Raw genomic sequence first — 15392 nt, 5'->3', positions numbered from 1 at the left:
GATCAACGTGTCCGATTGTTCCTACGTTGACGTGAGGCTTGTTACGTTCAAAAGCTTTCTTAGCCACAGTTATTTCCTCTTAATCAATATTTGCTTAATCAGCCTAGCTTAATTACAGCTTCAGCGATGTTATTCGGTGCTTCACTGTAGCAATCAAACTCCATAGAGTAAGTTGCACGACCTTGCGAAGCTGAACGCAGATCAGTTGCATAACCAAACATTTCACCCAGTGGCACCTGAGCGTTGATGACTTTGCCCGATACTGTGTCTTCCATTCCCTGCACCAATCCTCGACGACGGTTGAGGTCACCCATCACATCCCCCATGTACTCTTCTGGAGTTACTACTTCAACCTTCATCATAGGCTCAAGCAAACACGGGCTCGCTTCTTGGGCGTACTTCTTAAGCGCCTGAGATGCTGCAATTTTAAACGCCATTTCGTTGGAGTCAACTTCATGGAAAGAGCCATCATATAAACGTGCCTTCAAACCAATAAGCGGGTATCCTGCGATAACACCGTTCTTCATTTGTTCCTCAACACCTTTCTGAATCGCAGGAATGTATTCCTTAGGAATCACACCCCCCACGACCTCATTGATAAACTCTAACCCTTCTTCGTCACTCGGACTAAACTCGATGACGACATGGCCATATTGACCGCGACCACCTGATTGACGAGCAAACTTATGGTTAGCTACAACAGATTTACGGATTTTCTCACGGTAGGCAACCTGTGGCTTACCGATATTTGCCTCAACTTTGAACTCACGTCTCATACGATCAACAATGATATCCAAATGAAGCTCACCCATTCCAGAAATAATGGTTTGACCCGTTTCTGGATCCGTCGCAACACGGAAGGATGGATCTTCTTGCGCTAGCTTGCCTAAAGCAATACCCATTTTTTCTTGGTCAGCTTTAGACTTAGGTTCTACTGCCACTGAAATAACAGGCTCTGGGAACTCCATACGCTCTAGTACTATGCGATTATCTAGATCACAAAGAGTATCCCCTGTTGTTACGTCTTTCAGGCCGATAAGGGCAGCAATATCACCCGCACGTACTTCTTTTATCTCTTCACGAGAGTTGGCATGCATCTGAACCATACGCCCAACGCGCTCTTTCTTCTGTTTTACAGAGTTATAAACGCTGTCACCAGAACTGAGCACGCCAGAGTAAACACGAATAAACGTTAACGTTCCCACAAAGGGATCTGTTGCGATCTTGAAAGCAAGTGCTGAGAAGGGCTCATCATCGTCAGCTTTACGCGCTGCCAATGTCTCATCCTTATCATCAAGCGTACCCTCAATAGCTTTAACTTCTGTTGGTGCTGGCAGATATTCAACAACCGCATCCAACACAGCTTGAACACCTTTGTTTTTGAATGCAGAACCACAAAGCATTAGAACAATTTCATTGTTCAACGTGCGCGCACGCAAGCCTGCTTTAATTTCCTCAAGGGACAACTCTTCTCCACCAAGATACTTCTCCATAAGCTCGTCACTGGATTCAGCGGCGGTCTCAACAAGTTTCTCTCGTAGCTCTTCAGCTTTTTCCTGAAGATCCGCTGGAATTGCTTCCAGCTTAAAAGTCATCCCTTGATCGGCTTCATTCCATACAATCGACTGCATTCTGAGGACATCTACAACACCCGTAAAGGTATCTTCAGAGCCAATTGGGAAGTTAATTGGCACAGTCGTTACGTTTAAGCGCTTCTGAAGTTGCTCTTCAACTCGGAAGAAATCCGCCCCAGCACGGTCCATCTTATTGACGAACACCATGCGAGGCACTTCATACTTATTTGCCTGCCGCCATACCGTTTCAGTTTGTGGCTGAACTCCCGAGGATGCACACAGAACAACAACAGCGCCATCTAGCACACGAAGTGAACGCTCAACTTCAATCGTGAAGTCTACGTGACCTGGCGTATCGATAACGTTGATGCGATGCTCTTCAAACTGTTTATCCATACCACTCCAAAAAGTGGTAATAGCAGCAGAGGTAATCGTGATACCACGCTCCTGCTCCTGCTCCATCCAGTCAGTGGTGGCTGCACCATCGTGCACCTCACCGATCTTATGAGATAAGCCAGTGTAAAAAAGTACGCGTTCTGTAGTCGTGGTTTTACCAGCATCTACGTGCGCACAGATACCTATGTTACGGTATCTGGATAGCGGTGTTTTACGAGACACGGCATAATCCTCTGATGTTTAGAAGCGATAATGCGCAAAAGCCTTGTTGGCTTCTGCCATGCGGTGCACATCTTCACGTTTCTTAACGGCTGCACCACGACCTTCTGCTGCATCAACTAACTCACCCGCCAAGCGAAGAGCCATTGACTTTTCACCACGCTTACGAGAAGAGTCAACCAACCAACGCATCGCCAGAGCCATACGACGGGAAGGACGAACTTCTACAGGTACTTGATACGTTGCACCACCTACACGGCGAGATTTAACCTCAACCACAGGCTGTACAGTTTCGAGCGCTTTGTCGAACAATTCCAACGGATCTTGTTTAGTGCGCTCTTGAATTTTATCCATTGCACCATAAACGATGCTTTCTGCAACGGATTTTTTGCCACTGATCATCAAATGGTTGATGAATTTAGCCAGTGTAATGTTACCGAATTTTGGATCCGGCAGGATCTCACGCTTCGCAGCTACGCGTCTTCTAGGCATGATAAGCCCTCAATAATATTAAAAGGTCTTCAGGTTGAACAGGATATCTAAGATACCTGGCCTTACTCTTATCGTCTTTTTCGGTTAAGCGCTGCAGCATTCTCTCCGGATCTGGAAAAGCTTGGCTGAAACCACTTCGCCGTTTTGGCGACGAATTAAGACTTAGGACGTTTTGTACCGTATTTAGAACGAGCTTGTTTACGGTCATTAACGCCTGAACAGTCAAGAGCACCACGAACGGTGTGATAACGCACACCTGGTAAGTCTTTAACACGACCACCACGAATCAGAACAACACTGTGCTCCTGTAAGTTGTGACCTTCACCACCGATGTAAGAAGACACTTCATAGCCATTGGTAAGGCGTACACGACATACTTTACGCAATGCAGAGTTAGGCTTCTTAGGTGTGGTTGTATAAACGCGGGTACAAACACCACGACGCTGTGGACAAGCTTCTAATGCACGAACATCACTTGCTTGAACTTTGCGCTTACGCGGCTTACGTACCAACTGGTTAATTGTTGCCATTTAAGCAAACTCCAACTTGGTTTGTTTTCACCATATAAAAAAACTGAGTATTTCTACTCAGCCTCATAAGAGGGCGTGAATTTTAACCAATTCATGCCCTTCAGGTCAATTACTGTCTGTTTTTTAATCAGAGCTAGTCATCGACGCATTTAGTGCAGCGGTTAACGCTTGCTGAACTTCTTCAGCACTCACGCCGATGCCATCTTGTGACAAACGACGCTTACGTTTCCGCTCGCTGTGGTACGCCAATCCAGTACCCGCAGGTATCAAACGACCTACCACAACGTTTTCTTTCAATCCACGAAGAGCATCACTCTTACCGTTAACAGCACCTTCTGTTAATACGCGCGTCGTTTCTTGGAAAGACGCAGCTGAAATGAAGGACTCTGTCGCAAGAGATGCTTTCGTAATACCGAGCAACACACGCTCAAACTTGGCTGGGAACTTCCCATCTGCCAACAAGCGCTCATTCTCAAGACGTACAGCAACGTATTCAACCTGATCGCCCTGTATGAAATTACTGTCTCCAGAGTCAGTAATTTCTACTTTACGAACCATCTGACGCACAATTACTTCGATGTGCTTGTCGTTGATTGCTACACCTTGCAAACGGTAAACGTCTTGAATCTCGCTAACGATATACTTCGCCAATGCATTCACGCCCAAGATACGCAAGATATCATGTGGGTTTGACGGTCCATCTGAGATAACCTCACCCTTCTCTACTGACTCACCTTCAAACACGTTGAGGTTACGCCATTTTTGAATCATGATTTCGAACGGCTCGGATCCATCATGCGGAGATATCAAAATACGGCGCTTACCCTTGGTCTCTTTGCCGAAGGAAATGACACCCGATACTTCTGCCAGAATCGCGTATTCTTTAGGCTTACGTGCTTCAAACAAATCCGCAACGCGTGGAAGACCACCCGTGATGTCCTTGTTAACCGTACCCTCTTGCGGAATACGTGCCAATACATCACCGATTTGCACTTCAGAACCATCGTTCAAGTTAACGATTGCCTTAGGTGGTAACAGGTACTGCGCAGGCATCTCTGTACCAGGGTAGCATAGATCGTTTCCAGCAAAATCGACCAATTTAATCATTGGACGAATATCTTTACCGGCTTGTGGACGATCCTTACTTTCTAAGATTTCAATCGTAGACAGACCTGTTAAGTCATCCGTTTGACGCTTAACGGTTATACCGTCTTCTAAACCGACGAAAACGATTTTACCCTGCATCTCAGAAACGATTGGGTGAGTATGTGGATCCCAGTTCGCAACTACAGCACCGGGTTCAACACGACTACCATCACGTACTTTTATCATGGATCCATAAGGAAGCTTATAACGCTCACGCTCACGACCATGCTCATCCGTAACACCCAACTCACCTGAACGGGATGTTGCAACCAAGTTGCCATCGGTTCGCTCAACAAACTTCAGGTTATGTAAACGGATTTCACCGCCATTTTTCACCTGAATACTGTCAACAGCTGCAGCCCTGGAAGCCGCCCCCCCGATGTGGAAGGTACGCATGGTTAACTGTGTTCCTGGCTCACCGATAGATTGCGCTGCGATAACCCCAACAGCTTCGCCGCGGTTAACCTCGTGTCCACGACCCAAATCACGACCATAACACTTAGAACAGATACCGTGGATTGAGTCACACGCGATGGCTGAACGCACAGTGACTTCGTCGATACTGCTAAAGCGCTCGTCATTTTCTAGACGATCAACCATGCCTCATCAATCAACGTACCCTTTTCGATCAGAACATCTCTGCCTGTCGGATCAAGTACATCCTTAGCCACTACACGTCCTAGCAAACGCTCACCCAAGCTGACAATAATATCGCCACCTTCGATCATTGGCTGAACCAACAATCCATTTTCGGTACCACAGTCTGTTTCTGTAATAACCAAATCTTGCGCAACGTCAACAAGACGACGCGTTAAGTATCCAGAGTTTGCTGTCTTCAATGCGGTATCGGCAAGACCTTTACGCGCACCGTGTGTAGAAATAAAGTACTGAAGTACGTTTAGACCTTCACGGAAGTTTGCAATGATTGGCGTTTCGATGATCGAGCATCCGGCTTAGCCATCAAACCACGCATACCGGCCAACTGACGAATCTGTGCAGCACTACCACGCGCTCCAGAGTCGGCCATGATGTAAACAGAGTTAAATGACTCTTGGTCAACTTCTTCACCTGCCGCGTTGACAACTTTATCAACCTTCAGGTTATCCATCATTCGCTTCGCGAGAACTTCGTTTGCGCGCGACCAAATATCGACAACTTTGTTGTACTTCTCGCCCTGGGTTACAAGACCTTCCGCAAACTGACGTTCAATTTCAGTCACTTCAGCATCAGCTGCTGCGATAATAGCGGGTTTCTCATCCGGAATAACGAAGTCATTGACACCAATTGAGGCTCCTGACATTGTTGCTTGACGGAAGCCCATGTACATCAACTGATCGGCAAAAATAACCGTTTCTTTCAAGCCGCAACGACGATAAGCCTCGTTTAGCAGCTTAGAAATCGATTTCTTCTTCATCGATTGGTTAACTAACTCGAAAGGCAAGCCTTCGGGCACAATATCAAACAACATTGCACGACCCACTGTTGTATCGCGCAAGGCAGTAATCTCTTCGACGCCTCCGTGGATATCACGAATAACTTCGCGAATACGCACTTTGATACGCGCTTGCAGATGCACTTTGCCTGCACCATGAGCACGCTGCACTTCTTTGATATTCAAGAAATGCATGCCTTCACCCTGCGCGGCAATCCGCTCACGGGTCATATAATACAAACCCAGTACTACGTCTTGTGACGGCACAATAATAGGCTCACCGTTTGCAGGTGACAAAATATTATTGGTGGACATCATCAGAGCACGCGCTTCCAACTGAGCTTCTATAGTCAGTGGAACGTGTACCGCCATTTGGTCACCGTCGAAGTCAGCGTTATAAGCTGCACAAACAAGTGGGTGTAACTGAATGGCTTTACCTTCAATCAATACAGGTTCAAAGGCCTGGATACCTAAACGGTGTAGCGTCGGTGCACGGTTAAGTAACACTGGATGTTCCCGGATAACTTCATCCAAGATATCCCATACCAATGCCTCTTCTCTTTCAACCATTTTCTTCGCTGCTTTAATGGTGGTTGCATGCCCACGCAATTCAAGCTTTGAAAAAATAAATGGCTTAAAGAGCTCTAATGCCATTTTCTTTGGAAGTCCGCACTGATGTAGACGCAGTGAAGGACCTACCACGATAACAGAACGACCTGAGTAGTCGACGCGCTTACCTAGCAGGTTCTGACGGAAACGACCTTGCTTACCTTTGATCATATCTGCAAGCGATTTCAGCGGACGCTTGTTTGATCCAGTGATTGCACGTCCGCGACGACCGTTATCAAGCAGCGCATCTACCGACTCTTGCAACATACGCTTTTCGTTACGCACGATGATGTCAGGTGCGTTCAAATCCAATAAGCGCTTGAGACGGTTGTTACGGTTGATCACTCGACGATATAAGTCATTGAGATCAGACGTTGCAAAACGCCCACCGTCCAGAGGAACCAAAGGACGTAAATCCGGTGGCAATACTGGCAATACTTTCAGAATCATCCACTCAGGCTTATTGCCTGATTTAACGAATGCTTCCATCAGCTTCAAACGCTTAGACAGCTTTTTAAGCTTAGTTTCAGAGTTGGTTTGCGGAATCTCTTCACGCATGCGCTGGCATTCTTCTTCCAGCTCGATGGATCCCAACAACTCTTGGATCGCCTCGGCACCCATTCGAGCGTCGAATTCATCACCGAACTCTTCTAGCGCTTCGAAATATTGCTCATCATTCATCAACTGCCCACGCTCTAGCGTGGTCATGCCGGGATCAATTACAACAAATGATTCAAAGTAGAGTACGCGTTCAATATCACGCAGCGTCATATCCAGCATCAAACCGATACGGGATGGCAGAGACTTCAAAAACCAAATGTGAGCAACTGGTGAAGCCAGTTCAATATGGCCCATGCGGTCACGACGAACTTTGGTCATTGTGACTTCTACACCACATTTCTCACAGATAACACCACGGTGCTTCATGCGCTTATATTTGCCACACAAGCACTCGTAGTCCTTGATTGGGCCAAATATTTTCGCACAAAACAAACCGTCACGTTCCGGTTTGAAGGTACGGTAGTTTATAGTCTCAGGCTTTTTCACTTCACCATAAGACCAAGAACGGATCATGTCCGGGGATGCCAACGTAATACGGATAGAGTCAAACTCTTCTGTTTTACCTTGATTCTTCAGCAGATTCAGCAAGTCTTTCATTGTCTATAGCTCCTCGCGGAGTTCTCTGTGGCAGCGCCCAATTCGGGCGCCACCTTGGTGATCTGTTAAGGTCTTAGTCGCTTTCTAACTCGATATCAATACCGAGTGAGCGTATTTCCTTGATCAATACGTTAAACGATTCAGGCATACCAGGTTCCATGCGATGATCGCCATCCACAATGTTTTTATACATTTTGGTACGACCATTCACATCGTCCGACTTGACCGTGAGCATTTCTTGAAGCGTGTAGGCCGCGCCATAGGCTTCGAGCGCCCACACCTCCATCTCACCAAATCGCTGTCCACCAAATTGGGCTTTACCACCCAATGGTTGCTGAGTCACAAGACTGTACGATCCTGTTGAACGCGCATGCATCTTATCGTCAACCAAGTGGTTAAGCTTGAGCATGTACATGTAACCAACGGTCACAGGGCGGTCAAACTTGTCACCCGTGCGTCCGTCATACAGGGTCACTTGACCACTGTCGTCCATATCCGCTAAACGCAACAGTGCTTTAACTTCGGCCTCTTTGGCTCCGTCAAATACTGGCGATGCCAGCGGCACACCCGCTCTTAGGTTACGCGAAAGCTCAAGCAACTCTTCATCGGTAAAGGTGTCTAGCGCTTCTTTGCGCGCAACTTCTAAACCTGCATGTTGACCATTGTAAATCTCGTTCAAGAAACCGCGCAGCTCATTAACTGTTTCGGCTTTCTCACGCTCTTGCTCAAGCATACGGTTAATCTTACGACCGAGACCTTTCGCTGCTGCTCCCATATGGGTTTCGAGAATCTGACCTACGTTCATACGCGAAGGTACACCCAGAGGGTTCAGTACAATATCGACTGGCTCGCCGTTCTCGTCATATGGCATATCTTCAACAGGCATAATTACAGAAATTACACCCTTGTTTCCATGACGCCCTGCCATCTTATCACCCGGCTGGACGCGGCGCTTAGTCGCAACATAAACCTTGACGATCTTCAATACGCCTGGGGCAAGATCATCACCCGTTTGCAACTTACGCTTTTTGTCTTCAAAACGCTTGTCTAAATTGTCACGGCGCTCTTCAAGCTGAGCTTGCGCGTGTTCGAGCATTTCTTGCGCATCTGTATCTGCAACGCGGATTTTGAACCATTCACTGCGTTTCAAGCCACTCAAGAATTCAGCGGTAATCTGCTCACCCTTCTTGAGGCCTGCACCACCATCTGCCGTCAAGCCAACCAGAACTCTGGCCATACGCTCGAAGGTAGCGTCTTCAACGATCCTGAATTCGTCATTTAAATCTTTACGAATGGCATCCAGCTCATACTTTTCAATTGAACGCGCACGTGAATCTTTTTCAACACCATCTCGTGTGAAGACTTGAACATCGATAACTTTACCGATAGTTCCACCTTTAACACGCAATGACGTATCTTTAACATCCGATGCTTTTTCACCGAATATTGCACGTAGAAGCTTTTCTTCAGGCGTCAATTGGGTTTCACCCTTAGGTGTCACTTTACCAACCAAGATATCGCCAGGTCCGACTTCTGCACCTATGTGCACTATGCCCGTTTCATCCAGCTTGCTGAGCGCTGCTTCACCGACGTTAGGAATATCAGCCGTAATCTCTTCTGACCCTAACTTCGTATCACGCGCAACACAGGTTAACTCTTGAATATGAATCGTGGTGAAACGATCTTCTTGCACAACACGCTCGGAGATCAAAATGGAGTCTTCGAAGTTGAAACCATTCCACGGCATGAAGGCAATACGCATGTTCTGACCAAGCGCGAGCTCACCCATATCAACGGATGGACCATCTGCCATGATGTCGCCACGAGCGACTAAATCGCCTGGACGCACAATCGCACGCTGGTTGATACACGTATTCTGGTTTGAGCGAACGTATTTGGTGAGGTTATATATATCAACACCTGCATCGCCAGCTTCGGTCTCGCTATCATTTGCACGAACAACGATACGACTGGCATCGACAGACTCGATAACACCACCACGTTTTGCAACCACACAAACACCGGAGTCTTGCGCTACGCTACGCTCAATACCTGTTCCCACTAGAGGCTTCTCGGCCCGAAGTGTTGGCACAGCTTGACGTTGCATGTTCGATCCCATCAATGCACGGTTGGCGTCATCGTGCTCTAAGAATGGAATCAATGCAGCAGCAACCGACACGATTTGGCGTGCAGATACGTCCATATACTGGACTTTTTCGCGTGGCATCACCGTAAATTCGTTTGCATGACGCACTTCAACTAAGTCTTCAACCAGCTGGTTGTCTGCATCCAGTTTCGCAGACGCCTGAGCGATAACGTAGTTGTTTTCTTCAATTGCTGATAAATAGTCAATCTCGTCTGAAACTTTGCCATCCAGCACTCGGCGATACGGCGTTTCTAAAAAGCCGTAATCATTGGTTCTTGCAAACACGGCCAAGGAGTTGATCAGACCGATGTTCGGACCTTCAGGTGTTTCGATAGGACATACACGCCCGTAATGCGTAGGGTGAACGTCACGAACCTCGAAGCCTGCACGCTCACGTGTCAGACCACCTGGGCCTAACGCTGAAACACGGCGCTTGTGGGTAATCTCTGATAATGGATTGTTTTGGTCCATGAACTGAGACAACTGACTTGAACCAAAGAACTCTTTGATTGCTGCTGCAACGGGCTTAGCGTTGATCAGATCTTGTGGCATCAGGTTATCAGACTCAGCCATGCTCAAACGCTCACGTACGGCACGCTCAACACGAACCAAGCCGACACGGAACTGGTTTTCAGCCATCTCACCAACAGAACGAATACGGCGGTTACCTAAGTGGTCGATGTCATCAACAACCCCTTTACCGTTTCGGATATCGATTAAGGTCTTCATGACATCTAAAATGTCATCTTTATCTAAGATACCTGAACCTGTTTCTTCACTGCGACCTAAGCGACGGTTGAACTTCATACGACCGACGGCCGACAAGTCATAACGGTCTTCAGAGAAGAATAAATTTTCGAATAGTCCTTCAGCCGACTCTTTAGTAGGCGGCTCACCAGGGCGCATCATTCGATAAATTTCAACAAGAGCCTCTATTTGATTACGTGTGCTGTCAATGCGCAACGTATCAGAGATATAAGGTCCGCAGTCCAAATCATTTGTGTACAGGGTTTCAAAACGCGTAATTCCTGACACCATTAAACGCGTAATCAAATCTTCGGTGATTTCTGTATTTGCAACAGCCAACACTTCACCCGTTGACGGATCAACAACATCACGCGCGGTCACCTTCCCTGCCAAATATTCTGACGGAACGAGCAACTGCTTCATGCCCGCATTTGTCATTTGACGCGTGTGACGGGGCGTAATACGACGACCAGCCTCAACAATCACGTTTCCTTCAGGGTCTTTGATCTCGAACGACATGGTTTCACCACGTAAGCGTTCAGGGACAAGATCCATCCAGATTTGATCTTTTTCGAAATTCCAACCAGTGGTATCGAAGAAGATTTCTAAAATCTCTTGTGTGCCATAGCCTAATGCACGCAGCAATATAGACGCCGGTAATTTACGGCGACGATCGATACGAACAAACAGTGCATCTTTAGGATCGAATTCAAAGTCAAGCCATGAGCCACGGTAAGGAATAATCCGAGCTGAGTATAAAAGCTTACCGGATGAATGTGTTTTACCCTTGTCATGATCAAAGAAAACACCTGGTGAACGATGCAACTGCGACACAATAACGCGCTCGGTTCCATTCACAACGAAGGTACCGTTTTCAGTCATCAAAGGCATTTCACCCATGTAGACTTCTTGCTCTTTAATGTCTTTAACTGCTTTCGTAGACGAATCACGATCGTATATAACCAGACGCACTTTGACGCGCAGTGGAGCTGCATAGGTAATACCGCGCAACTGACACTCTTTGACGTCAAACACGGGTTCACCGAGGCGGTAACCAACGTACTCCAGTGCAGCATTTCCGGAATAGGATACGATTGGAAAAACAGAATTAAATGCCGCTTGGAGTCCAGATTCATCGCGTCTGCCCGCGTCTGCCCCCAGCTGCAGAAACTTCCGATAGGAGTCAAGCTGCGTCGACAATAGGTATGGAACATCCATGACCTGGTTTAGCTTGCTAAAATCCTTACGAATTCGTTTCTTCTCAGTATATGAATAAGCCATCAGTGTTCCCCAGCATGTGCACCTAGTTGAGAAGCCAGTCCAGAAGGGGATCTTCCAGTCTGTTTTGCCGTTATATTTTTGCTGTCATTTAATAACGGAAAAAGGCCGGTGACTCTATGGTCACCAGCCATACGCTTTTTAAGCAGGTTATGCGGCCTGCAGCGCATTGAAGCGATTACTTGAGCTCAACTTTAGCGCCGGCTTCTTCCAGTGCTTTCTTGAGTTCTTCAGCTTCTTGTTTAGAAACGCCTTCTTTAACAGTTGCAGGCGCGCCGTCAACCAATTCTTTAGCTTCTTTCAGGCCAAGACCTGTAGCGCCACGAACGGCTTTGATGACGTTAACTTTCTTATCGCCAGCTTCAGCCAGGATAACGTTGAATTCAGTCTGCTCTTCAGCTTCAGCTGCTGCAGGGCCTGCTGCTACAACAGCGGCAGCTGCAGTAACACCGAATTTTTCTTCCATCGCTTCGATCAATACAACGATGTCCTTAACAGACATTTCAGCTACTGCATTGATGATATCTTCATGAGTCAGAGACATTTTTGATTCCTGATAATCTGATTGGGTATTACCCATTAAACTCTTTTCAAACAACCTTCGCTAATGCGTTCAGGCAGCCTGCTCTTTCTGGTCGCGAACTGCTGCCAGTGTACGTACCAACTTACCAGCTGAAGCTTCTTTAAGAACGCTCATCAGCTTAGCAACGGCTTCGTCATAGGTCGGCAAGCTAGCCAGCATAGCGATGTCAACTTTTTCGCCTTCGAATGCTGCTGCTTTCAGTTCAAACTTGTCGTTGCCTTTCGCGAAATCTTGTAGAATACGCGCACCAGCACCTGGGTGCTCGTTTGAAAAGGCAATGATAGATGGACCAACAAATGCGTCTTTGAGACATTCGTATTGGGTACCGTCTACTGCACGACGTGCCAGTGTGTTACGAACAACACGCAACCATACACCATTTTCACGAGCAAGCTTACGCAAACTTGTCATGTCGGTTACTGAAACTCCACGAGAGTCAGCAACAACGGCGGATAGAGCGGATGCAGCAGCTTCCTGGACTTCAGCGACGATCGCTTTTTTGTCTTCGAGTCCTAATGCCACGATTTACTCCTGGATTGAGTCTTTCGACTATTTACCAAATTCCTGAAATGTATATTTCAGGCAGTGAGTACGGTGGTTTTGATTCTATCGAATCACACCGTCTGCGCAGGCAAGTTACCCATTAAGACAATCTAAACGCTAGATTGTCACCTGCGGTCTTTGACGGCCTTCGTATTCTGTATGACAGGTCACGAAGACCCTCAAAATCTTTTAAACTATTATCAAGCGTTTAAGGACGACTGATCAACAACTAAGCCTGGGCCCATAGTCGTAGACACTGTTACTTTTTTCAAGTAAACACCCTTAGCCGAAGATGGCTTAAGCTTTTTCAGTTCAGCAACTAAAGCATCAATGTTTTCTTTGATTGCATCTGCAGCAAATCCAACTTTACCTACTGAACAATGGATAATACCATTTTTATCGGTACGGAAACGGACTTGTCCAGCCTTAGCATTTTGAACCGCTGTAGCTACGTCAGGAGTTACAGTGCCAACTTTTGGGTTTGGCATCAAACCACGTGGACCTAAAATCTGACCCAACTGACCGACAATGCGCATAGCATCAGGTGTTGCAATAACAACGTCGAAGTCCAGATTGCCAGCTTTTACTTGCTCAGCCAAATCCTCAAAACCAACAACGTCTGCACCTGCAGCTTTTGCTTTTTCAGCATTATCGCCTTGAGCAAACACAGCAACACGAACATCTTTACCTGTGCCGTGTGGCAATACAGATGAACCACGAACCACTTGGTCTGATTTACGCGGATCAACGCCCAAGTTAACCGCAACGTCAATTGATTCAACAAACTTAACGGTAGACACTTCGGCTAATACAGAAACTGCATCTTGAATAGAGTAAAGCTTACCCGCTACTACTTTTTCACGAATTGCTTTTTTACGCTTAGATAACTTAGCCATTACTCGTCACCTTCTACAACTAGGCCCATTGAACGCGCACTACCAGCGATCGTACGTACAGCAGCTTCCATATCAGAGGCTGTCAAGTCTGGCATTTTAGTTGTGGCAATTTCTTCCAACTGAGCACGAGTAACTTTACCCACTTTCTCAGTGTTTGGACGTGCAGAACCACTCTTAAGACCAGCTGCTTTCTTCAACAAAATTGCAGCAGGTGGTGTTTTGGTGATGAACGTAAAGCTACGATCACTGTATACAGTGATAACAACAGGTGTTGGCAAACCTAGCTCAAGACCTTGAGTTGCTGCGTTAAACGCTTTACAGAACTCCATGATATTGACGCCATGCTGACCTAACGCAGGCCCTACTGGAGGACTTGGGTTAGCCTGGCCTGCTTTGACCTGCAGCTTGATATAAGCATTAATTTTCTTAGCCATTAAGCTACTCCTTTGGGTACAAGCGCCTTTAAAAGGCTCCCCTTAACTACCATTTATATAAAAACAAACACAGAGGTTTGTATTTAGACCTTCTCAACCTGACGGAACTCTAGCTCCACCGGCGTTGATCGACCAAAAATTAAAACAGCCACTTGCAAGCGGTTCTTCTCGTAGTTAACTTCCTCAACAACGCCATTAAAGTCAGCGAAAGGACCATCGTTAACTCGAACCATCTCACCTGGCTCAAACACCGTCTTGGGCTTGGGCTTATCCGCTCCACTCTCAACACGTTGCAGTATTTCGTTTGCCTCACGGTCTGTGATAGGCGCAGGCTTATCTGCGGTTCCGCCGATAAACCCCAACACTCTTGGCGTACTTTTCACAAGATGCCAAGTAGCATCATTCATAACCATTTGAACCAACACATAACCTGGATAAAACTTACGCTCAGATTTGCGTTTCTTTCCATCACGTATTTCAACGACTTCTTCAGTCGGCACTAGCACATCACCGAAGAGATCTTGCATCGAATGCAATTCAATACGTTCTCTAAGGCCGTTCATTACGCGCTTTTCAAATCCGGAATAGGCATGAACCACATACCAGCGCTTTTTTTCTTCAGTACTCATGCCAGAACTCCTAGCCAATTGCCCCGGAAACTATCCAGCCGAGCAGAGAATCAAGCCCCCACAGCATAAGCGCAACCACTAGTACTGCAGCAAGCACCATAAGCGTTGTTTGCAAAGTTTCTTGACGCGTCGGCCAAACCACTCTTCGCATCTCGCCTTTAGCATCTTTAAACAGCTTGAACCATAGCTGACCTTTTGCAGTTTGCAGCGCAACAAAGCCTGCAACACCCGCTAAAACAATAAGCGCCAAAACACGGTAAAGCAGAGACTCATCTGAAAAAATTGAGTTCCCAACCACACCGACAGCAATAATCAGGACAACAACAGCCCACTTAATGCTATCCAGTTTTGACCCTTCAGAATTTACTTTTGTATTCACGCCAGAAGCCTCGGCTTATTAGGTAAGCTTACGCTATTTGATGCCAATCTCGACTGAGATTGGCAGGCCAGGAGGGACTCGAACCCCCAACCTGCGGTTTTGGAGACCGCTGCTCTGCCAGTTGAGCTACTAGCCTACTGCATAATAGGGAGGCAAATTATAATGCACTCCCTATCAGTTTACAACACTTATTTTAAAACT

10 protein-coding genes, 1 tRNA gene and 1 pseudogene are annotated in these 15392 nt (G+C 46.7%); all 12 read right to left on the bottom strand.

Features of this window, described 5'->3' with window-relative positions; translation table 11 throughout:
- Positions 1–98 precede the first annotated feature (98 nt).
- Positions 99–2192, bottom strand: coding sequence for an elongation factor G (gene fusA, locus D791_RS18070; protein WP_036514751.1), 2094 nt, complete (start codon positions 2190–2192; stop codon positions 99–101).
- 18 nt (positions 2193–2210) lie between these two features.
- Positions 2211–2681 (bottom strand): 30S ribosomal protein S7, encoded by a 471-nt coding sequence (gene rpsG, locus D791_RS18065; RefSeq protein WP_036514748.1) that lies wholly within the window; start codon positions 2679–2681, stop codon positions 2211–2213.
- Between the two features lie 155 nt (positions 2682–2836).
- Positions 2837–3211: a 30S ribosomal protein S12 gene (gene rpsL / locus D791_RS18060; RefSeq protein WP_036514745.1), complete on the bottom strand. Its 375-nt coding sequence runs from the start codon at positions 3209–3211 to the stop codon at positions 2837–2839.
- A gap of 123 nt (positions 3212–3334) precedes the next feature.
- Positions 3335–7556 (bottom strand): annotated as a pseudogene (gene rpoC, locus D791_RS18055) (DNA-directed RNA polymerase subunit beta').
- Positions 7557–7629: 73 nt separating this feature from the next.
- Positions 7630–11730 (bottom strand): DNA-directed RNA polymerase subunit beta, encoded by a 4101-nt coding sequence (rpoB, locus tag D791_RS18050; RefSeq protein WP_036514742.1) that lies wholly within the window; start codon positions 11728–11730, stop codon positions 7630–7632.
- Between the two features lie 175 nt (positions 11731–11905).
- Positions 11906–12271 carry a 50S ribosomal protein L7/L12 gene (gene rplL, locus D791_RS18045; RefSeq protein ID WP_036514754.1) on the bottom strand — a complete coding sequence of 122 codons (366 nt, stop codon included), beginning with the start codon at positions 12269–12271 and terminating at the stop codon, positions 11906–11908.
- A gap of 69 nt (positions 12272–12340) precedes the next feature.
- Entirely contained in the window at positions 12341–12832 is a 492-nt protein-coding gene (gene rplJ / locus D791_RS18040) for a 50S ribosomal protein L10 (protein WP_036514739.1), read from the bottom strand.
- 221 nt (positions 12833–13053) lie between these two features.
- Entirely contained in the window at positions 13054–13749 is a 696-nt protein-coding gene (rplA, locus tag D791_RS18035) for a 50S ribosomal protein L1 (protein WP_036514736.1), read from the bottom strand.
- The gene (gene rplK, locus D791_RS18030) at positions 13749–14183 is read right to left on the bottom strand and encodes a 50S ribosomal protein L11 (RefSeq protein WP_036514731.1); all 435 of its coding nucleotides are present in this window, start codon (positions 14181–14183) and stop codon (positions 13749–13751) included. Before rplK ends, rplA begins: the two co-directional genes overlap by 1 nt.
- An 83-nt stretch (positions 14184–14266) precedes the next feature.
- Entirely contained in the window at positions 14267–14812 is a 546-nt protein-coding gene (nusG, locus tag D791_RS18025; RefSeq protein WP_036514728.1) for a transcription termination/antitermination protein NusG, read from the bottom strand.
- Positions 14813–14822: 10 nt separating this feature from the next.
- On the bottom strand, positions 14823–15191 hold the full coding sequence (gene secE / locus D791_RS18020) for a preprotein translocase subunit SecE (RefSeq protein WP_036514725.1): 369 nt from the start codon (positions 15189–15191) through the stop codon (positions 14823–14825).
- Positions 15192–15251: 60 nt separating this feature from the next.
- Positions 15252–15327, bottom strand: a tRNA-Trp gene (locus D791_RS18015).
- Positions 15328–15392 lie beyond the last annotated feature (65 nt).

Origin of the sequence: Nitrincola nitratireducens, assembly GCF_000585235.1 — a bacterium.
Taxonomy (GTDB): Bacteria; Pseudomonadota; Gammaproteobacteria; order Pseudomonadales; family Balneatricaceae; genus Nitrincola; species Nitrincola alkalisediminis.
This window is presented reverse-complemented; position numbering and strand designations above follow the sequence as displayed.

Excerpts from the sequence above, each read along its gene's own strand:
- rpsL (WP_036514745.1), bottom strand. The coding sequence starts at position 3,211 with ATGGCAACAATTAACCAGTTGGTACGTAAGCCGCGTAAGCGCAAAGTT.
- rplL (WP_036514754.1), bottom strand. The coding sequence starts at position 12,271 with ATGTCTCTGACTCATGAAGATATCATCAATGCAGTAGCTGAAATGTCT.
- rplK (WP_036514731.1), bottom strand. The coding sequence starts at position 14,183 with ATGGCTAAGAAAATTAATGCTTATATCAAGCTGCAGGTCAAAGCAGGC.
- rplA (WP_036514736.1), bottom strand. The coding sequence starts at position 13,749 with ATGGCTAAGTTATCTAAGCGTAAAAAAGCAATTCGTGAAAAAGTAGTA.
- rpoB (WP_036514742.1), bottom strand. The coding sequence starts at position 11,730 with ATGGCTTATTCATATACTGAGAAGAAACGAATTCGTAAGGATTTTAGC.
- rpsG (WP_036514748.1), bottom strand. The coding sequence starts at position 2,681 with ATGCCTAGAAGACGCGTAGCTGCGAAGCGTGAGATCCTGCCGGATCCA.
- nusG (WP_036514728.1), bottom strand. The coding sequence starts at position 14,812 with ATGAGTACTGAAGAAAAAAAGCGCTGGTATGTGGTTCATGCCTATTCC.